The organism is Enterococcus mundtii (assembly GCF_002947535.1).
GTDB lineage: Bacteria > Bacillota > Bacilli > Lactobacillales > Enterococcaceae > Enterococcus_B > Enterococcus_B mundtii_B.
The window spans coordinates 18,855-38,965 of the sequence record NZ_PUAP01000040.1 but is presented as its reverse complement, the minus strand read 5'-3'; the positions used below and the strand labels follow the sequence as shown (position 1 = coordinate 38,965).

Here is a 20,111-nt window from a genome sequence, read left to right as displayed (position 1 = left end):
CACTTCTGTCCCGACCTCTGATTGACCATTGATACGAACGAGTCAACTCGTCAGAACATTAGTCTTTGTTTAAATTACGCAATAATTCATCGATGTGGTTACCATATACAACTGATTCGTCTAGCTCAAACGTCAATTCAGGTGTTTTATAAATGCTCATGTTATGTCCTAATTCTCGACGAATCAGTCCACTTGCTTTATTCAACCCTTCTTGCGCTTTTTTCTTATCTGAGGCTAAGTCAGATAAAAGGCTATAATAAATCGTTGCTTGTTGCAGATCACCTGTGACATGCACATCTGTGATCGTTACGTTTTCCACACGTGGATCACGTACCTTTTTGCGTAAGATATCATTCACTTCTTTTAAAATTTCTTGACCGACTCTGCGGTCACGATAGTTAGCCATATTGAGCGGCCTCCTTTTTTTAAATTAGTCGACTTTGATTTCTTCCATGATAAAGCCTTCGATAACATCGTCTACTTTAAGATCATTGAATTTCTCAACCATTGCTCCACATTCAAAGCCCATTTTCACTTCTTTAACATCGTCTTTGAAGCGTTTCAAGCTTGCTAATTGTCCTTCGAAAATGACGATGCCATCACGAATGACACGTACACCGCTATCACGACGAATGTAACCATCAGTGACAAAGGCACCAGCGATCGTTCCAACTTTTGATACTTTGAAGGTTTCACGGACAGTCATTTGACCAGTGATTTTCTCTTCAAACTCAGGATCTAACATCCCTTTCATCGCAGTTTCGATTTCTTCGATGGCTTTGTAGATGATACGGTGAAGACGGATATCCACTTCTTCTGTATCTGCTTGGATTTTCGCTTGTGGTGTCGGACGAACATTGAAACCAATGATGATCGCATTACTTGCCGCAGCAAGCGTCACATCACTTTCATTGATTGCTCCAACAGCTGAATGGACGATCTTGACACGTACGCCTTCAACGTCGATCTTCTTCAATGAAGCAGCTAAAGCTTCTGCTGAACCTTGTACGTCAGCCTTGATGATGACATTGACTTCTTTTAATTCGCCTTCTTTTAAGCTTTCAAACAAGTTATCCAATGTCACACGACTAGTTGCTGCACGTTGTTCTAACATCGCACGTTTGCCACGTTCTTCACCCGCCGCACGAGCTGTTTTCTCGTCTTCAAAGACAACAAAACGATCGCCTGCTTGAGGTACATCATTCAATCCTGTGATTTCAACTGGTGTTGCTGGTCCAGCTGTTTTTTCACGGCGTCCTAAGTCGTTGACCATTACACGTACACGACCGTAAGTGTTTCCGACAACGATTGGGTCTCCAACATTCAATGAACCTTGTTGAACAAGTAATGTTGTCACAGGACCTTTTCCTTTGTCTAGTCGTGCTTCGATCACTGTACCGATCGCACGTTGTGTTGGATCAGCTTTTAAGTCTTCCACTTCAGCGACTAAAAGAATCATTTCTAATAGTTCTTCGATATTTTGACCGAATTTCGCTGAGATTTCTACAAAAATCGTTTCGCCACCCCATGCTTCAGGAATCAATTCATATTCACTTAATTCTTGCATCACATGTTGTGGATTTGCACCTGGTTTATCGATTTTGTTGACTGCAACGATGATTGGGACACCAGCTGCTTTCGCATGGTTGATCGCTTCTACAGTCTGTGGCATTACGCCATCATCTGCGGCAACAACTAAAATCGTGATATCAGTGATACTTGCACCACGCGCACGCATACTTGTAAAGGCAGCATGTCCTGGTGTATCCAAGAATGTGATTGGTTTGCCATCGATATCGATTTGATACGCACCGATATGCTGTGTGATACCACCGGCTTCTCCGCTTGTTACACGTGAATGACGTAAAGTATCTAGTAAAGTTGTTTTCCCATGGTCAACGTGACCCATGATCGTTACAACTGGCGGACGTGAAACTAATTTTTCTGGATTCACTTCATCCGCTTCAAAGAATTTGTCGATATCCGCGATATCTACTTGGATTTTTTCTTGTGGTTCCATACCGTAGTCTGTTGCTAACAATTCGATCGTATCTTTATCTAATGCTTGGTTTTGGTTGACCATTACACCTAACATAAATAATTTTTTGATGATCTCTGCTGGTTCGCGATGAATTTTCTTCGCGATATCTGCAACGTTCATACCTTCTGTATATTCTAATACTTCAGGTAACTCACGGAATTTACGTGGTGGGACTGCTGGCTTGTTTGACGTTTGTTGTTTGCCTTTTTTCCCTTTTTTGTTGAAACGATTGCGGTTGTTATTGTTGAATTTGCCGCGATTGTTGTTGTTTCTATTTTGTCCACCGCCTTGGTTCGCTCCTTGACGGTTTTGGTTACTGCCCTGAGTGTTTCCTTGGGTAGAGCCTTGGCGGTTTTGGTTGCTACCTTGATTGTTTCCTTGGGTAGTTCCCTGACGGTTTTGGTTGCTACCTTGGCTGTTTCCTTGGGTAGTTCCCTGACGGTTTTGGTTACTGCCTTGGTTGTTTCCTTGGCGATTTTGATTATTGTTTTGAGTATTTCCTTGACGGTTTTGATTGTTTCCACCTGTCTGATTACTCTTATTCTGATTTGTTGATTGGTTTTTTCCTTGATTCACTTGACCGCTCCCTTGACCGCGATCTTGATAGTTGCGGTTACTTTTATTTTTTTGTTGGTTCGATGGTTCGTTTGTTTTCTTTTGGTTACTTGGCTGTTGTCCGGCTGGTTTTTGGTTTGCTTTTTGTACTGGTTGCTTTTTCTGCTGTGGTTGGTTGAACGCTTGTTGCAGTTTCTTTTCATCTTGTGTGCTGACCGCACCCATGTGGTTTTTCACATCGATTCCAAGTTTCTGCGCTTTATCAACGACCTCTTTACTAGACTTGTTCCATTCTTTCGCTAGTTCATAAATTCGTTTATTGCCCATGCAATCACCTTCCTAACCTTCAATTAGCTCCTTGACCTTTTTTGCAAAGCCGGTGTCCGTGATTCCTATCACTTTCCGAGGTTTACCGATCATCTGCGTGATTTCTTCCTCAGAAAACAGCTCAAAGCAAGGAACTTCGTAGTACGAACTCTTATCTTTGATTTTTTTTCTGGTATTCTCACTGGCATCACTTGCGACGAAAACGATTTTGGCTTTTTGGCGACGGATGTCTCCGATCGTCAATTCTTCACCTGTGATCATTTTCCCTGCACGCATCGCTAGACCAATAAGATTCATGGCTTTTTGCCGATTCATTCCATTCATTCGCCAAATAGCTCTTTTCGGGCTTTTTGGTGAGTGACGTAATCTAATAGTTCTTGATAAAATTCATCTGTTAGCTTAGCTTCAAGTACACGATCCAAGAGATGTTTATCCCAAGCTTGTTGTACTTCCTCCGGCTCAAGTGAGACATACGCTCCTCGTCCAGGCATTTTTCCAGTAGGATCGATCGATACCACACCTTCTTTTGAACGTGTGACACGAATCATCTCTTTTTTTGGTTTCATTTCACCTGAAACCACAGATTTGCGTAAAGGGATCTTCCTTTGTTTCATCTCTTTGCCTCCTTCACTAGCAGTTAAATTTCTTCTTGTTCAGTTACTTCAGTTGTTTCGTCTTCAAACGCGATTGTTTGATATTCATCATCTGTCAAATCTGATTGGATGATTGCTTCATCGTGTAATTCTTCAGAGATCGCTGCTTCTGCTTGAACTTTTTTCTCATAGAATTCAGTCATGTCTGACTCTGATTTGATGTCGATTTTGTGGTTCGTCAATTTGGCTGCTAGACGCGCATTTTGTCCGCGTTTACCGATTGCCAATGACAATTGATAATCCGGTACAACGACCGTACAAGCTTTTGGATTTTGTTCGTCAAAAATGACATCCACGACTTGTGAAGGATTCAATGCGTTCGCAATGAACACCGCAGGATCTTCATCCCACTCGACGATATCCATGTTTTCACCCTTCAATTCATTCACGATTGCTTGGACACGTTGGCCTTTAGGACCGACACAAGTGCCGACAGCATCGATATTCGGATCAGTTGAGCGGACAGCCACTTTTGAACGATCACCTGCTTCTCTAGCCACGCTGACGATTTCAACAAGTCCATCATAAACTTCTGGTACTTCTTGTTCGAACAAGCGACGCAAAAGATCAGGATGACTACGGCTAACAAAGACTTGAGGGCCTTTTGATGTATTCTCAACACGAGATACATATACTTTGATACGATCATGTGGTTGATAGAATTCATTTGGCATTTGGTCTTGTTTTGATAGTACCGCTTCGATTTTACCTAAATTGACATAGATATAACGTTTGTCTTGACGTTCAACGATCCCTTGCATAATGTCTTTTTCATAAGCACTGAATTCGTTATAGATGATCGTGCGTTCTGCTTCACGTACACGTTGCAAGATGACTTGCTTCGCTGTTTGGGCAGCGATACGGCCGAAATCTTTTGGTGTGACTTCAAAACGGATCTTGTCACCGATCTCGTAAGCAGGATTGATCAACAAGGCGTCTTTCAAAGATACTTCTAATTGTGAGTCCATCACTTCTTCGGTGACTTCTTTCACTGCATAGACATGGATCTTGCCTTTTTTTTGTTCAAATTCTACTTCTACGTTTTGTGCTTGCCCGTAATGGCGTTTGTATGCAGAAACTAACGCAGCTTCTAAAGCGTCGATCACGATTTCTTTTGAGATTCCTTTTTCAGCCTCTAAAGCATCTAACGCGTTCAACATTTCTTTACTCATTCTTCTGTTTCCTCTCCGTGATTAAAATTGGATTGCTAAGCGAGCTTTGGCAATATTCTTACGGTCAAAAACAATTTCTTTTTCCCGTGTCTTTATGCGTATCTTCAATGTAAGCTGTTCAGCATCAAATGATTGGAGAAACCCTTCGTATTGTTTTTCTCCGTCAACTGGTTGATATAAAGACACATGGATATACTCTCCTCGTGCTTTTTCATAATCTGCCTCTTTTTTCAAAGGGCGTTCTGCGCCTGGAGATGATACCTCTAGGAAATATGCTTGTGGTATCGGGTCTGGCTCTGTCGTATCAAGTTTTTCACTTAATTTTTCACTGACAAATGCGCATTCTTCAATGTCGATTCCGCCTTCTTTATCTATAAACACCCGTAAAAACCAGTTTTTTCCTTCTTTGACAAATTCTACTTCCACTAGCTCAAACTTTTGTTCATCTAAGATCGGTGTCACCATTTCTGTGACTGTTTCAACGACGCTACTCAAAGATTTCGCCTCCTTAAAATTAGATCCGTAATTCCATTAAAAAGAGTGAGCGAAAATTCCGCTCACTCACAGTTAGTATCATTACCTTAAATAACTATAACATAAATTACTCTAAATGACAAGCCATATCGTTAGATGCAACTTGCAGCGAGCATTACTAGTCTTTGCTTTCATTTTGATTCATTTTCATTTCTTGCATTGACTTTTATAACATATCAAATAACGATAATTGGTTTTCGTCGGGTAAATCTTTCAAGACACCATTTTCTGTCATATACTCGATCAACGTTTTTGAGACTTTCCCACGAGTTGCCAAGTCTTCTTTGGATAAGAAAGGACCATCTTTTCTCGCTTCGACGATTTGTTTCGCTACGTTGGCCCCTAAACTTGGTACCGCGCGGAATGGCGCAATCAGCGTATCCCCTTCGATCACAAAGTTTACTGCGTCAGATTTATATAAATCGATCATCCCAAATTTCAACCCACGTTCCAACATTTCGTTAGCTAACTCTAAAACCGTCAACTGATTCTTTTCTTTCACAGAAGCATCTAACCCTTTATCCGTGATTTCTTTCATGGCTTCTTTGACCGCTTCTTTTCCTTTGCACATAGCAACAAGATTAAAGTCATCCGCACGAACAGAGAAATAAGCACAGTAATACAATATCGGGAAATAAACTTTGAAATACGCAACCCGTAGCGCCATCAAGACATAAGCAGCCGCATGGGCTTTCGGGAACATGTATTTGATCTTCGAACAAGAATCAATGTACCAGTCAGGTACATTATTTTCTTTCATTGCGGTCAAATACGTTTCACGCAATTCGTCAGGGATCTTATTCCATAATCCTTTACGCACCGTCTCCATGATTTTGAACGCCATCCCACTATCTAAGCCAGCATGGATCAAATAAACCATGATATCATCACGACAGCCGATTACTTCAGCCAGCGTCGCATCCCCACGTTTGATCAATTCCTCTGCGTTACCTAACCAAACATCCGTACCATGAGAAAGACCAGAGATCTGCAATAATTCCGCAAAAGTCGTTGGGTGTGTTTCCTCTAACATCCCACGAACGAAACGTGTCCCAAATTCCGGTATCCCTAATGTACCTGTTTTAGAATAAATCTGTTCTTGTGTGACTCCCAAGACTTCGGGACCAGAAAAGATCCGCATCACTTCCGGATCATCCGTTGGGATCGTTTGTGGATCAATCCCGGATAAATCTTGCAACATCCGGATCACCGTTGGATCATCGTGTCCCAGGATATCAAGTTTCAAAACATTGTCATGGATCGAGTGGAAATCAAAGTGGGTCGTTTTCCATTCTGAATTCTGATCGTCTGCCGGATATTGGATCGGCGTGAAGTCATATACATCCATATAATCGGGGATAACAATGATCCCCCCTGGATGCTGACCAGTCGTCCGCTTGACTCCAGTAGCACCTTTGGCTAAGCGATCCACTTCGGCGCTTCGGTAATGCAAATTATGATCACGTTCAAACCCTTTAACAAATCCATACGCTGTCTTATCCGCAACGGTACCGATTGTTCCAGCACGATAGACATATTCTTCACCAAACAATACTTTCGTATAATGATGGGCTTCTGCTTGATAATCCCCTGAGAAGTTCAAATCGATATCGGGTACTTTATCGCCATGGAAACCTAAGAATGTTTCAAACGGAATATCATGCCCATCTTTGTTTAAACGAGTGCCGCATTTTGGACATTTTTTCTCAGGCATATCAAATCCTGAACCATAAGTTCCATCTTCATAAAATTCCGAATACTGACACTCTGGGCAATAGTAATGGGGTGCCAATGGATTGACCTCTGTGATCCCGGTCATGGTTGCGACGAAACTAGAGCCGACAGAACCACGCGAACCAACTAAATAGCCATCTTCATTACTTTTATGCACTAACTTCTGCGAAATCAAATAAATCACTGAGAAGCCATTACCATTGATCGAATCCAGTTCTTTTTTCAGACGCTTTTCTACGATATCCGGTAATGGATCACCATACATTTGTTTTGCCTTCGTATAACTTAGATCCGTGATTTCATCTTCCGACCCAGGGATTTTAGGCGTATACAACTCATCTTTAACTGGCACGACCTCTTCACAGATATCCGCAATCTTATTGGTATTTTCTACCACGATTTCTTTTGCTAAATCTGTACCTAAGAAGGTGAATGCAGTCAGCATCTCATCCGTCGTTCTGAAATGCACTTCAGGCAGACTATGACGATTCAATGGATTGGCTCCCCCCATCGAATTGACCAAGATTTTACGGTAGATCGCATCTTCTTCATTTAGATAGTGGACATTTCCTGTCGCTACAACGATTTTATCCAATGATTTGCCGATTTCTACTAAGTTACGGATGATTTCTTCTAGATCATGTTCATTTTTGACAAGCTCTTGCTCCAGGAGTGGTGCATAGACAGCTTTAGGCATGACTTCGATATAGTCATAGAACTTCGCGCGGTTACGTGCTTCTTCTACCCCTTTTTGCATCATGGCTTCAAAAATCTCACCTTTGTCACAGGCAGAGCCAACTAATAGGTCTTGTCGGAATTTTTTCAGTTGTGACCGAGGGATTCGTGGCACACGTTCAAAATAATCAACGTTTGACATCGAGATCAATTTGAACAAGTCTTTTAATCCAGCTTGGTTTTTAGCCAATAATGTGACATGGAAAGGTCGCGCCCGTTTGTAAGAATCACCCTCACCTACATGGGCATTCAACTGATCGTGATAATACATTTCGTGGTTTTCCATCGCTTCTTTGATAAATATCCAAGCCAGATGTCCGGTTGCTTCCGCATCATAGATCGCGCGGTGATGCTGTTCCAAGCTAACTCCGAATTTTTTGGATAGCACACCTAAACCAAACCGTTTGAATTGTGGATATAAATAACGAGCTAATTCTAAGGTATCTATAACTGGATTGGCTGCTTCTGGGATGTTGTATTTGGCATAACTTGTATTCAAGAATCCCATATCGAATGCCGCATTATGGGCGACCAAGATCGCATCTTTTGAGAATTCTAAAAATAAGCGTAAAACTTCTTCTTCTGATTTTGAACCGCGGACCATTTCATCCGTGATCCCTGTCAAATCAATCGTTGTTCGTGATAAGGGATGTCCAGGGTCGATAAATTCATCAAAACTTTCGATGACATTTCCTTTGTACATCTTAACAGCAGCTAGCTCGATGATCGTATCATAAACAGCAGACAAACCTGTTGTCTCCACGTCAAACACGACATAAGTAGATTCACTCAATGAATCATGGGCGTCATTATACGCAATCGGTACCCCATCATCGACCACATTCGCTTCGACACCATACAAGATCTTCACACCAGCTTTTTTCCCCGCACTATGTGCCTCTGGAAATGCTTGTGCACCGCCATGGTCAGTGATTGCAATTGCTTTATGCCCCCACTTACCTGCTTGTGCCACAAGATCTGCAATATTATTCGTCGCATCCATGGTACTCATATTACTATGAAGATGTAATTCGACACGCTTTTCCCCTTCAGGAGAATAATCTTTACGTGGTGCATGTTTGACTTCTAAAATGTCTTGGGCATTCATCACTAGGTCACGAACAAACGTGTCTTCTTGGACACTCCCACGAACTTTCAACCAACTACCCGTACTTATTGCTTCAAAGATTTGTTCATCTTTTTCATTATTTGAAAACTTTTTGACGATAAATGAAGAAGTGTAATCTGTGATCTTCAATGTCAAAATTTTACGTTTGGAACGAAGCTCGCGTACTTCTTTATCGAACACGTAGCCTTCGATCGTTACTCGGCGTTCCTCTTCCAAAATATTGATCATCGGTGTGATAGGCTCATCGTTCGGGATATTTCTACCTAGTTGGATCGGACCGTCAAGCGCTGGCAATTGCTCTTTGCGCTCTTTTTTCTTTTGTTCATGGACAATCAAGCTTTCAGCCGCTTGTTTCATAAACGCCTCTGCCTGTTCTTGTCGTCTTTCTTCAAAAAGCTTTAGGACTCTTTCTGCTTGTTGCTCATCAACTTCTGGTTCGATCCGAAACTTAGGAAAGCCGTAACTGACAAATAACTGTTCTACTAATGGCAGATATTGTTGTTTAAGATAGCCAATCGCTCCCTCACCATCAACAGGCAAAATCACCTTATGATCTTTGATCGTTGGTACTTGCGTCTTTAATACCTTTTGTACTAAAGGCGTATCGCATTGCTGACTTTCCAGTGCTTGCGACCAATAATCTTGTAAGAGTTGTTCATCGAATGTTTGATCCGCCGCTTGAACTGTGATCTTCACCTCAGCAATCTCTTTGAAAGCAAGCATGACATGCTGCACCAACGAGCGATAAAGCATCACAGGCAAAATAGCTGGAAAACGTAACGTAAACTCCCACAGACGAGATTTACGATGGACCACCACCTGTTCCATTTCACCAGCAGAAATAAGCGGATGTGCTTTTTCAGTTTCTTCTAATTGGATCTGCTCCAATAATTTCTCAAATAACTCTCGTTTTTCTGACAAAAATATACGCCCTTTCTGTCAAGACCAGAAATCATTCCATTTCCGACCCTTACTTTTCAATACTATTTAGTATAACCCTTTTTGGGGAAATTTTCATTAAGGTTGTGAGAAAAGCGCTTTGACCTGAGCAGTAAGATGAAAAATCAGAAAATAGCTTTTCATATTTTTTGATTTTTTAGCTTAATGTTGAAGGTTAGCTTTTCGAACACCGTTTATCAGGTTGTGAGAAAGCTGGGCAACTCCGAGTATTAAGAAAGAATTTGAGAAAATAGCTTCTCATATTTTTTCAAATTTTGGCTTAATATCGTAGGAGTTAGCTTCCGAACACCGTTTATCAGGTTGTGAAAGAAGCGGTCAGCACTGAGTAATAAGACAGAAAAATCGAAAATGGCTTTTTCATTTTTGATTTTTTTGGCTTATTATTGAAGTGTTGCTTCTTGAACACCGTTCATCAGGTTGTGAGAAAAGCGCTTTGACCTGAACAGTAAGATGAAAAATCAGAAAATAGCTTTTCATATTTTTTGATTTTTTAGCTTAATGTTGAAGGTTAGCTTTTCGAACACCGTTTATCAGGTTGTGAGAAAGCTGGGCAACTCCGAGTTAGTAAAGCAGAGCGTAGGAAAATAGCTACTCATTTTTTTCACGTTTCGACTTACTATTGCAGAAGTTAGCTTTCGAACACCCTTTATCCCAATCACCAAAGGAAATGAAAAAGTCGCTTCCGTCTTCTAAAAGACTGATACGACTTTTCCACTCTGTTTATTCGCCTTGATTCAATAAAATCGGTAATGTATTCACAAGTTCTTCTTTCCGAACTTCGACCATTTCGCCTGTTTTTTTGATTTTCACTTCAACGATGCCATCTACTGCTTTTTTACCGACGGTGATACGGATTGGACATCCGATCAAGTCAGAATCAGCAAACTTAACACCTGCACGCTCATTGCGATCATCAACAAGTACTTGATAACCAGCTTCGTTCATTGCTTTTTCCACTTCATTCGTCAAGTTCGTTTGGAACTCATCTTTTAAGTTCATTTGTACGACATGTAGATCAAATGGTGCAATGCCTTTTGGCCAGTGAATACCGTTTTCGTCTGCATTTTGTTCAACGATTGCTGAAAGCAGACGGCTCACACCGATACCATAGCAACCCATGATCACGTGTTTTTCACGACCATTTTCATCAAGAACAGTAGCGCCCATCGATTCACTATAACGTGTACCTAGTTTGAAGATATGCCCGATCTCGATTCCTCGAGTGAAAGCTAATACGCCATTATTATCTGGCGAAGGATCGCCTTCTTGGACAAAGCGTAAGTCTTCATATGCTAGGACATTGAAATCACGTTCTGGATTGACATTGATATAATGGTAGCCAGTTTCATTCGCTCCCGCAATTGCGTTTGCCAGATCTTGTACGTGACGATCCGCATAAACTTTGACTTCTTCAGACACTCCGATTGGTCCAACTGATCCAAAATCAGCGCCTAAATAGTTTTTCGCTTCTTCCTCTGTTGCTTCTTCTAAGAAATCTGCACCTAAGAAGTTTTTCAATTTCACATCATTGACTTCATGATCGCCTCGAACTAAAACTAAAACAGGCTGCTCATCTGCTGTGAAGAGTACAGATTTAATGATTTTTTGTGGTTGAACGTCAAAGAAAGCTGCAACCTCTTCGATGGTTTTCACATCTGGTGTTTCTTTCTTTTCCATTTCCAATTGTATTTCATGAGATTTTTTTGGCACATAGTAGCTCGTCGCCATCTCTAGGTTTGCTGCATAGTCACTTTCTGTTGAATAACAAATGGTGTCTTCACCAATTTCTGAAATCGCCATAAATTCTTTTGAGTCTTTTCCACCCATCGCACCACCGTCACCGATGATCGCGCGGAACTCTAGACCACAACGCTTAAAGATCTCTGTATAAGCTTTTTCGTAATCTTTGTATGTTTCATCCAAACTCTCTTGAGACGCATGGAAAGAATAAGCATCTTTCATGATAAATTCGCGTCCACGTAATAGTCCGAAACGAGGACGTTTTTCGTCACGGTATTTTGCTTGGATCTGATAAAGATTCAAAGGTAATTTTTTGTATGAATTGACTTCATCACGGATCAATTCTGTAAATGTTTCTTCATGTGTTGGTCCTAAGATCATCTGACGATCGTTGCGATCATTCAAGCGGTATAAGTTGGGACCGTATGTCTCATAACGACCAGATTCTTGCCATAACTCAGCAGGTAGAATCGCTGGCATCAACATTTCTACTGCGCCGATTTTTTCAAATTCTTCGCGCATGATCGTTTTTAATTTTTCTAATACACGATTTGCAAGTGGTAAGTAAGAATAGATCCCAGCTGAAACCTGACGAATGTAACCGGCACGTAGTAAGATTTGATGACTTAATACTTCCGCATCATTTGGAACTTCTCTTAATGTTGGAATCAACATTTTTGATTGTCTCATTATATAAACTCCTTTATTCCTCAAATAATCTAACGCATGTCATTATACCCTACTTTTTCTAGAAAAAGAATCGTTGAATGTCATTCCATGTCACTAATACCATCAATAGCATCAGGAAGCCAAAACCAACGAGCGTCAAAACGCCTTCTTTTTCCTGACTAAGTGGTTTACCACGGACACCTTCAAAAATATTCAAAACTAGTTTTCCACCATCTAATGCTGGGATCGGTAATAAATTGACGATCCCTAAATTCATGGATAAGATCGCCATTAAACCAATGACTGTCATGATCCCTTGATTCGCTGCCTCAGAAGATAATTGGAACATCATCACCGGTCCACCTAATTTGTCCAAGCTAAAGCCGGTAAATAATGAACCTAATGCTTTGAATATTTCCAAAGAGCTACTAAATGCACGTTGTGTTCCACCGATGATCTTATCGAAGAAGCCAGTTTTCATTGGCGCTTGTATCCCAAGTTGACCAATTTTTTCACCATTCGACTCAATTGCTTTCGGTGTCACTTCAACAGAAGAAACCTGTCCATTTCGTTCAACTTCAAAATCAAGTGGTTTATCTGGATTTTCAGTAATGATCGCTGTCAGATCATTCCAGGTTTGGATCGATTTCCCCTCTACTGAAAGAATTTCATCATTTTCTTTCAGTCCGGCTGCAGCCGCAGCTCCATCTGGCGTAACAACACCGATTTGGTTGGTATTTGTGACTGTCACACCGCCTTGCATGAATGCTAATACGATGAATAATAGAATCGCTAAAATAAAATTATTCATTGGACCCGCAAAGTTAGTCAACATTCGTTGCCATAATTTTGCTGATTGGAACTGCACATCTCTCGGTGCGATCCTCAATTCAGTCCCATCCGCCTCGATGATCGAAGCATCGTGATCCACTGCATACGTTACTTCTTGCGTTTCATCACCATTCACATAACCTGTGATCGTGAGTGCTTCATCAAGATCATAACGGATCAATTCCATCGGGATCGCATTGGTCAATTGGATTTTTTTGCTTAAATTGATTTTCTTTACGACATGATCTGAATCCATCAAGAGTGATAACGGCATTCCTGGGGCCATTTCTGTTTCGTCGTCCCCATTCCCAGCCATTCTCACATAGCCACCGATCGGTAACAAACGCAATGTATAAGTCGTGCCGTCTTTTGCTTGATGACCGTAGATTTTAGGTCCCATGCCAATCGCAAACTCGCGAACTAGGATTCCTGATCGTTTCGCAAAGAAGAAATGGCCAAATTCATGTACGATCACTAAGATGCCAAAAACGATAATGAACGTGATAATTGTTCTCATCCTATTCTCCTTTACATTTATCATTATTTTTTATTCAGTTAAAAATAAAACTACTTAATTTTACCATATTATCGACACTTCACCAAGCACCGATTAACATGTAAAAAATAAAAATCCTGTAAAGAATCTCCTCACCGATCGTGTCTTATTGACGGACGAAAAACTTTTGGCTTCGGAAGCTTCTTTTACAGAATTTTTATTTATATCAATCCAAACAAGTACATGACAGGAAAGACGAACAATAGACTATCGAATCGATCTAAGATCCCACCATGTCCAGGTAAAATGTTCCCTGAATCTTTGACCTCGTAGTGGCGTTTAATCGCCGACTCTACTAGATCGCCAAATTGTCCGACGATCGATAAAACGATCGTTAGGAGTAACATGACGAATAAGCCATGTCCAAACAATTCTTGTGGCGGATAAAGTAAGAAATACAGTAAGGCAACAACTAACGCACTACCTATGCCTCCCAATGCACCTTCAATCGTTTTATTGGGTGAGATGTCTGGCCATAGCTTACGCTTACCAAAACGTCTACCGACTAGATATGCGCCAATATCGGTTGCCCAAACGATGAATAAACCAAAAAGCAACACATTGATTCCCTCTGTACGCGCACTAACAAAGTTTTGAAAACCAAAACCAACATATAAACTAGTAACAACTGGAAATCCAGCTTCATCGATCGTATACATATTTTTTGAGAAGACAGCGGCACCCAATAGGATCATCACAGTCAAATAAAACAACATAAATTCATTTGTTTGTTCAGGTAGAAAGAAAAACCAACGCTCTTTCGGCAAGACAAGAAAAACTGCACCGATGGCAGAAAGAACTCCTTCAAAACTTAATAGTGTCAATCCTTTCATACGAAAAAGTTCATAGACACCAACTACTGCTAACAAAGCCGCTACTAGCTCAAGACCAATTCCTCCGATCCAAATGATCGGAATAAATAATGCCAATGCTACGACCGCAGTGATCACACGTTGTTTCATGATTGTTCTCCTTTATCTACACTTTTTACGCCACCAAAACGACGGTCTCGATGCTGATAAGAAGCGATTGCTTCTTCTAAATGAGCGCCGTCAAAATCTGGCCATAAGGCTTTTGAAAAATATAATTCACTATAAGCAATCTGCCACAATAAGAAATTACTGATCCGTTCTTCGCCACTTGTCCGGATGACTAATCCTGGATCGCGAAGTTCCGGAGGTAAGAAACCGGTCATCAAATGATCCGCGATCATCTCCTCGTTGATGTCTTCCGTAGAAAGATCGTTTTCTTTTACTTGTTCACTGATTGCTTTGACTGCAGAGATGATTTCTGCCCGACTACCATAATTCAATGCAAAGTTTAGGATCATCCCCGTATTTTCTTTGGTTTGTTCAATGGCACGGCGTACTGCATCTTGCGTATGCTCCGGCAAAAGTTCTTCATAGCCCATCACCTGTACCTTGACATTTTCAGCAATCAACTCAGGGACGAACGTATCAAAAAAGTCTACTGGTAATTGCATCAAAAAATTGACTTCATCTTTTGGACGTTTCCAATTTTCGGTAGAAAAAGCATAGAGTGTTAATACTTTCACCCCAAGTCGAGAAGCTTTTTTAGTGACTTTCTTAACGGTTTCCATGCCTTCTTTGTGTCCAGCTACCCGTGGAAGACGACGGTTTTGTGCCCAACGACCATTCCCATCCATGATGATGGCGATATGTTTCGGGATATCCCTCTGCGCATCAAAATGGTGCTCACTTTTTTCTTGAATATATTTGTTTTTTTGCGGAAAAAAACGTAACATTCTTTTTCCTCCCATACTAAAAAATTACAACTATCTTTACCATTATAGCAATATCTATCGTTATTTCCTATGGTATAGCCCTTTTTTTACGCAAATTCAAAAGATTTTTTAGTTTTTCTTAGTCAAAAAGCAAAAAACAGGAGACAGCACTTCTCACTGTCCACCTGTTTTTATTGATTCTTATACTTCAAGCAATTCTTTTTCTTTGTCTGCAGCAATATTATCCACTTCTTTGATACTGTTATCTGTCAAAGTTTGCACTTCTTTTTCTAAGTCGCGCAAATCATCTTCTGTGATATCGCCATTTTTTTGTTGTTTTTTGTATTCATCGATTGCATCGCGACGAATGTTACGAACAGCGATTTTCGCATTTTCAGCTTCTTTTTTCACGTCTTTTGCTAATTCTTTCCGACGTTCTTCTGTTAACTGAGGAATGACTAAGCGAATCACATTTCCGTCATTTGTCGGGCTGATACCGATGTCGCTTGCCATGATCGATTTTTCAATGTCTTGAAGCACACTTTTATCGAATGGTGTGATCATCAATACTCTTGCTTCTGGGATCTGGATCGATGCTAATTGGTTCAATGGTGTTGGTGCGCCATAATAATTAACAGTGATACGATCTAATAAGCTCGCATTCGCACGACCGGCACGGATCTGTCCAAGTTCACGTTGTAGATTTTGTGCTGCTTTTTGCATCTTGTCTTTTGCTTCTGTCATAATTGCATCTGCCATTGTTTATTTCCCCCTTACGGTTGTTCCAATATTTTCACCTAAGATTGCTCGGCGAATGTTTCCATGTTCATTAAGATTGAACACAAGCAACGGAATATCATTGTCCATACTCAATGAACTAGCCGTTGAATCCATTACTTGTAATCCTTTTGCAATGACTTCCATATGTGTCAATTCATCGAATTTCACTGCTGTTGAATCGATTTTTGGATCGGCAGAATAAACACCGTCAACATTGTTCTTAGCCATTAAAATAACATCAGCGCCAATTTCAGCTGCGCGTAATGCCGCAGTTGTATCTGTAGAAAAATAAGGGTTTCCAGTACCACCGGCAAAAATCACGATACGCCCTTTTTCTAAATGACGCTCTGCTTTACGACGAATATATGGTTCTGCGATTTGTCGCATTTCAATTGAAGTTTGGACGCGTGTAGGAACACCAACATTTTCTAATGTATCTTGTAATGCTAAAGCATTCATTACAGTTGCTAACATGCCCATGTAATCTGCTTGTGCACGTTCCATCCCCATTTGTGCGCCAATTTGACCGCGCCAGATATTTCCACCGCCGACAACAATTGCCATCTCAACGCCTAACTCGTGGACTTCTTTGATTTCTTGGATGATTTCTTTGATAACTGGTGGTTTGATTCCAAACCCTTCATCTCCAGCTAAAGCTTCTCCACTTAATTTTAAGACGACACGCTGATATTTTGGTGTGACCATGTTCATTCCTCCAATATTTTCTATTGACATTCTACCATATCCAGATAGTTTAGGCACGAAAATACCTATGATCTTGATATCTCTTGCCCTAAAAAAAAGAGCTGTGACGAATGTCGCTGCTCCTCATTTCATTCAAATAAGCGATGGAACCGATGTGGTCACAAAGAAAACGCAGTATGATCTTCATTTTCTTTGGACCAAACATCGTACCATTAATCAAGTCCGTAAACTGGATTATTTTTTCACTTGGTTCATTACTTCTTCTACAAAGTTATCTTCACGTTTTTCGATACCTTCGCCGACTTCAAAGCGGACGAATGTTTTCACAGTTGCGCCTTTAGAAGCAACATATTTTTCAACAGTCATATCAGGATCTTTAACGAATGGTTGGTCAACCAATGCGATTTCAGCTTTGAATTTGTTCAAGCGTCCTTCAACCATTTTTTCAACGATGTTCGCTGGTTTGCCTTCGTTCAACGCTTGTTCAGTCAAGACTGTACGTTCGTGGTCTAATTCAGCTTCAGGGATTTGTGTTTCGTTTACATAACGAGGGTTGATCGCTGCTACGTGCATAGCTACGTCTCTAGCTACTGTTTCGTCAGTTGTTCCTTCTAAAACAGCTAATACAGCAATACGTCCACCCATGTGTAGGTAACCACCAAATGCAGCGTTGTCATCTTTTTCGATTACTTCAAAACGACGGAAGCTGATTTTTTCTCCGATAACTTGTGTTGCTTCGATCAAGTCAGATTCAACTGTTCCTTTTGATGTTTTGATTTTCATTGCTTCATCCATGTCAGCTGGTTTGTTTTCAGCAACTAGTTCAGCGATTTCTTTTACTAAGTCTTGGAACATTTCGTTTTTAGAAACGAAGTCTGTTTCTGAGTTTACTTCAACGATTGCTGCAGCGTTACCTTTCACTGCAACTGAAGCAAGACCTTCAGCGGCGATACGATCGTTTTTCTTCGCAGCTTTTGCCATTCCTTTTTCACGTAAAAGATCTACTGCTTTTTCAATGTCACCTTCAACTTCAACCAATGCTTTTTTCGCATCCATCATCCCTACGCCAGTCATATCGCGTAGTTCTTTTACCATTTTAGCTGTAACGTCTGCCATTTTTACTTCCTCCTAGTTGTGTGCTTTTTCTTTAAAAAAAGCTGTTTCAAAGGAGAGTGAGGCTTGTCGCCTAGCCTTTGAAACAGCTCCATCATTTAAAAATTATTCTGCTGAAGAGTTGTCGCCTTCAACAACATCAACGATTTCTTCGATTGAAGTCGCTGTGTTTTCTGCTGAAAAATCTTCTTCAACTACTTGATCTTCCCCTTGATTTCCTTCGATGAAAGCATCAGCCATTTTTGAAGTAATCAATTTAACGGCACGGATCGCGTCGTCGTTTGATGGGATAACTACATCGATCTCATCTGGATCGCAGTTTGTATCAACCATTGCTACGATTGGGATATTCAATTTGTGTGCTTCTTGAACGGCAATGCGTTCTTTACGTGGGTCAACGATGTACATTACATCTGGGATTCTTGGCATATCAGCGATACCACCTAAGAATTTTTCAAGACGTTCACGTTGTTTGTTCAAACCAGCAACTTCTTTTTTAGGTAGAACTGCAAAAGTTCCATCTTCTTCCATTGCATTGATTTGTTTCAAACGAGCGATACGTTTTTGGATCGTATCCCAGTTTGTCAATGTTCCACCTAACCAACGGTGGTTTACAAAGTATTGTCCAGCACGAGTTGCTTCATCTTTGATTGCTTCTTGTGCTTGTTTTTTCGTACCTACGAATAAAGCAACGCCGCCTTCTTCTGCTACGCTCTTCATGTAATCGTAAGCTGCATCTACTAATTTAACTGTTTTTTGCAAGTCAATAATGTAGATTCCGTTTCTTTCTGTGAAGATGTATTTCTTCATTTTTGGGTTCCAGCGACGAGTTTGGTGACCAAAGTGTACGCCGGCTTCTAGTAATTGTTTCATTGAAATTACTGCCATGTTTGTTTCCTCCGATTTGGTTTTTATTTTCCCTCTTCTTGTCTTCCAACTCGCTAGCCAACTTTTTCAAGCACCGACCAACGATCCAACAAGAATGTGGATTTATTGAGTAGAGATGTCAGATACACCAAAGTAATCTTTTTCTGCTCAACATTCAATAGTTTAACTGAATTGGACCTAAATTTCAAGAAAAAAAATCAACTTGCTTATTTTTTTGTCTCTTCTTTTTCTCACTCACATCATTTCAGTTTCTTTCCGTGTTTTTTTATAAGCAGTTCGTGAAAAAATAAACAGGCAACTGGAAAATAAAGGTGGGCAATTCAACGTTTTTTTGTTATGATACTTGTGAAAAGTTTCGTTAAAGGAGAACTAAAATGCGAAAAAATGAGCGACACTTGTTGATTAAACAAATCATTGAAGATTATACGATCCGTACACAAGATGAAATGTTAGCTAAGCTGACCGAAATGGGTGTATCTGCTACCCAAGCAACGATCTCAAGAGATATACGTGACTTAAAAATCGTCAAAGCGCCTGATGAGAATGGTGTTTCCCATTTTGTCCTGTTCAAAGAAAAGGAAACAGCTGAATCAAAAAGCGAAGATGAAAAACGTTTGATCCAAATGATTGAAGATATCGTGTTAAAAGTGGAACGAGTTCATTTTTTGACTATCGTCCATACTTTACCAGACAACGCGCCATTGTTCGCTGCTGTGCTAGATGAGATCAAACCACCTCATATCGTTAGTACGATTGCTGGTTTTGATACAACGATCATTATTTCGAAAGATGATGAAGATGCGCAATTAGTTGAAAACTTCTTGCATCATCCCACTACAGCAACAATTTTTTAAATGCCATAACAGATAGTAATTGTATATATATTTTTTGATGTTGGTGAAATTTGCCAGCATCTTTTTTTATTTAAATCAATACTGGAGAAGAACCATGAACCTCTCTCAAGTTGACTTAACCTTCCGTTACTACGATAGTTCCAATATACCTCGTACTCAATTGCCTCATAGAAACAACAATAGTAATGTTTTCCACTAGTAGAATAAATACAAATATCATTGAGAATCACAACAAGCGCTAAAAATAATATAAAGCTTATTTAACTTTGAATTAGGCAGATATTGCTTGTTTCATTATAAATCCCCATTTTTTTCTGATTGACGAAAAAACAGTCCCCCACACTCCTTATTTACATGTCACACTTTAATTTAAAAAACTTTTATAGCATAG

Annotated in this window: 16 protein-coding genes and 1 pseudogene; 1 reads left to right on the top strand and 16 read right to left on the bottom strand. The window is 40.3% G+C overall.

The window, feature by feature from the left end; all coding sequences use genetic code 11:
* Positions 1–58: 58 nt before the first annotated feature.
* The 16 genes and pseudogenes from rbfA to rpsB all read right to left on the bottom strand — a co-directional run bounded on the left by rbfA (position 59) and on the right by rpsB (position 18,866).
* On the bottom strand, positions 59–406 hold the full coding sequence (gene rbfA / locus CUS89_RS12875) for a 30S ribosome-binding factor RbfA (RefSeq protein WP_010735198.1): 348 nt from the start codon (positions 404–406) through the stop codon (positions 59–61).
* A 24-nt stretch (positions 407–430) separates the two neighbouring features.
* Positions 431–2,821, bottom strand: coding sequence for a translation initiation factor IF-2 (gene infB / locus CUS89_RS12870; RefSeq protein ID WP_445610455.1), 2,391 nt, complete (start codon positions 2,819–2,821; stop codon positions 431–433).
* Between the two features lie 9 nt (positions 2,822–2,830).
* Positions 2,831–2,923: pseudogene (locus CUS89_RS16625) on the bottom strand (translation initiation factor IF-2 N-terminal domain-containing protein); the annotation flags it as partial.
* 12 nt (positions 2,924–2,935) lie between these two features.
* Positions 2,936–3,247, bottom strand: a complete 312-nt coding sequence (locus CUS89_RS12865; protein ID WP_010735196.1) for a YlxQ-related RNA-binding protein — start codon at positions 3,245–3,247, stop codon at positions 2,936–2,938.
* Positions 3,244–3,537, bottom strand: coding sequence for an RNase P modulator RnpM (gene rnpM, locus CUS89_RS12860; RefSeq protein ID WP_010735195.1), 294 nt, complete (start codon positions 3,535–3,537; stop codon positions 3,244–3,246). Before rnpM ends, CUS89_RS12865 begins: the two co-directional genes overlap by 4 nt.
* A gap of 23 nt (positions 3,538–3,560) precedes the next feature.
* The gene (nusA, locus tag CUS89_RS12855; RefSeq protein WP_104872414.1) at positions 3,561–4,748 is read right to left on the bottom strand and encodes a transcription termination factor NusA; all 1,188 of its coding nucleotides are present in this window, start codon (positions 4,746–4,748) and stop codon (positions 3,561–3,563) included.
* A gap of 21 nt (positions 4,749–4,769) precedes the next feature.
* Positions 4,770–5,243 (bottom strand): ribosome maturation factor RimP, encoded by a 474-nt coding sequence (gene rimP / locus CUS89_RS12850; RefSeq protein ID WP_019723219.1) that lies wholly within the window; start codon positions 5,241–5,243, stop codon positions 4,770–4,772.
* A gap of 205 nt (positions 5,244–5,448) precedes the next feature.
* The gene (locus CUS89_RS12845) at positions 5,449–9,801 is read right to left on the bottom strand and encodes a PolC-type DNA polymerase III (RefSeq protein WP_104872413.1); all 4,353 of its coding nucleotides are present in this window, start codon (positions 9,799–9,801) and stop codon (positions 5,449–5,451) included.
* A gap of 759 nt (positions 9,802–10,560) precedes the next feature.
* Positions 10,561–12,270, bottom strand: a complete 1,710-nt coding sequence (locus tag CUS89_RS12840; protein WP_104872412.1) for a proline--tRNA ligase — start codon at positions 12,268–12,270, stop codon at positions 10,561–10,563.
* Between the two features lie 58 nt (positions 12,271–12,328).
* Complete coding sequence (gene rseP / locus CUS89_RS12835) at positions 12,329–13,597, bottom strand: RIP metalloprotease RseP (RefSeq protein ID WP_062805088.1); 1,269 nt, start codon at positions 13,595–13,597, stop codon at positions 12,329–12,331.
* A 200-nt stretch (positions 13,598–13,797) separates the two neighbouring features.
* Positions 13,798–14,598, bottom strand: coding sequence for a phosphatidate cytidylyltransferase (locus CUS89_RS12830; RefSeq protein ID WP_104872411.1), 801 nt, complete (start codon positions 14,596–14,598; stop codon positions 13,798–13,800).
* A complete protein-coding gene (locus tag CUS89_RS12825) occupies positions 14,595–15,401 on the bottom strand; it encodes an isoprenyl transferase (RefSeq protein WP_104872410.1) in 807 nt (268 codons plus the stop codon). Before CUS89_RS12825 ends, CUS89_RS12830 begins: the two co-directional genes overlap by 4 nt.
* A gap of 180 nt (positions 15,402–15,581) precedes the next feature.
* Positions 15,582–16,139 carry a ribosome recycling factor gene (frr, locus tag CUS89_RS12820; protein ID WP_065095887.1) on the bottom strand — a complete coding sequence of 186 codons (558 nt, stop codon included), beginning with the start codon at positions 16,137–16,139 and terminating at the stop codon, positions 15,582–15,584.
* Between the two features lie 3 nt (positions 16,140–16,142).
* The gene (pyrH, locus tag CUS89_RS12815; RefSeq protein WP_010735186.1) at positions 16,143–16,865 is read right to left on the bottom strand and encodes a UMP kinase; all 723 of its coding nucleotides are present in this window, start codon (positions 16,863–16,865) and stop codon (positions 16,143–16,145) included.
* Between the two features lie 234 nt (positions 16,866–17,099).
* Entirely contained in the window at positions 17,100–17,981 is an 882-nt protein-coding gene (gene tsf / locus CUS89_RS12810; protein WP_104872409.1) for a translation elongation factor Ts, read from the bottom strand.
* 102 nt (positions 17,982–18,083) lie between these two features.
* On the bottom strand, positions 18,084–18,866 hold the full coding sequence (gene rpsB, locus CUS89_RS12805; protein ID WP_010735184.1) for a 30S ribosomal protein S2: 783 nt from the start codon (positions 18,864–18,866) through the stop codon (positions 18,084–18,086).
* Positions 18,867–19,240: 374 nt separating this feature from the next.
* On the opposite strand from rpsB, the gene CUS89_RS12800 reads away from it, so the two are divergent.
* Complete coding sequence (locus CUS89_RS12800) at positions 19,241–19,720, top strand: arginine repressor (RefSeq protein WP_104872408.1); 480 nt, start codon at positions 19,241–19,243, stop codon at positions 19,718–19,720.
* The last annotated feature ends 391 nt before the right edge of the window (positions 19,721–20,111 follow it).

What these genes read in the sequence shown, in the direction of transcription:
- rbfA (WP_010735198.1), bottom strand. Translation starts at nt 406, where the DNA reads ATGGCTAACTATCGTGACCGCAGAGTCGGTCAAGAAATTTTAAAAGAA.
- infB (WP_445610455.1), bottom strand. Translation starts at nt 2,821, where the DNA reads ATGGGTGCGGTCAGCACACAAGATGAAAAGAAACTGCAACAAGCGTTC.
- CUS89_RS12865 (WP_010735196.1), bottom strand. Translation starts at nt 3,247, where the DNA reads ATGAATGGAATGAATCGGCAAAAAGCCATGAATCTTATTGGTCTAGCG.
- rnpM (WP_010735195.1), bottom strand. Translation starts at nt 3,537, where the DNA reads ATGAAACAAAGGAAGATCCCTTTACGCAAATCTGTGGTTTCAGGTGAA.
- nusA (WP_104872414.1), bottom strand. Translation starts at nt 4,748, where the DNA reads ATGAGTAAAGAAATGTTGAACGCGTTAGATGCTTTAGAGGCTGAAAAA.
- CUS89_RS12840 (WP_104872412.1), bottom strand. Translation starts at nt 12,270, where the DNA reads ATGAGACAATCAAAAATGTTGATTCCAACATTAAGAGAAGTTCCAAAT.
- rseP (WP_062805088.1), bottom strand. Translation starts at nt 13,597, where the DNA reads ATGAGAACAATTATCACGTTCATTATCGTTTTTGGCATCTTAGTGATC.
- CUS89_RS12830 (WP_104872411.1), bottom strand. Translation starts at nt 14,598, where the DNA reads ATGAAACAACGTGTGATCACTGCGGTCGTAGCATTGGCATTATTTATT.
- CUS89_RS12825 (WP_104872410.1), bottom strand. Translation starts at nt 15,401, where the DNA reads ATGTTACGTTTTTTTCCGCAAAAAAACAAATATATTCAAGAAAAAAGT.
- frr (WP_065095887.1), bottom strand. Translation starts at nt 16,139, where the DNA reads ATGGCAGATGCAATTATGACAGAAGCAAAAGACAAGATGCAAAAAGCA.
- pyrH (WP_010735186.1), bottom strand. Translation starts at nt 16,865, where the DNA reads ATGGTCACACCAAAATATCAGCGTGTCGTCTTAAAATTAAGTGGAGAA.
- tsf (WP_104872409.1), bottom strand. Translation starts at nt 17,981, where the DNA reads ATGGCAGACGTTACAGCTAAAATGGTAAAAGAACTACGCGATATGACT.
- rpsB (WP_010735184.1), bottom strand. Translation starts at nt 18,866, where the DNA reads ATGGCAGTAATTTCAATGAAACAATTACTAGAAGCCGGCGTACACTTT.
- CUS89_RS12800 (WP_104872408.1), top strand. Translation starts at nt 19,241, where the DNA reads ATGCGAAAAAATGAGCGACACTTGTTGATTAAACAAATCATTGAAGAT.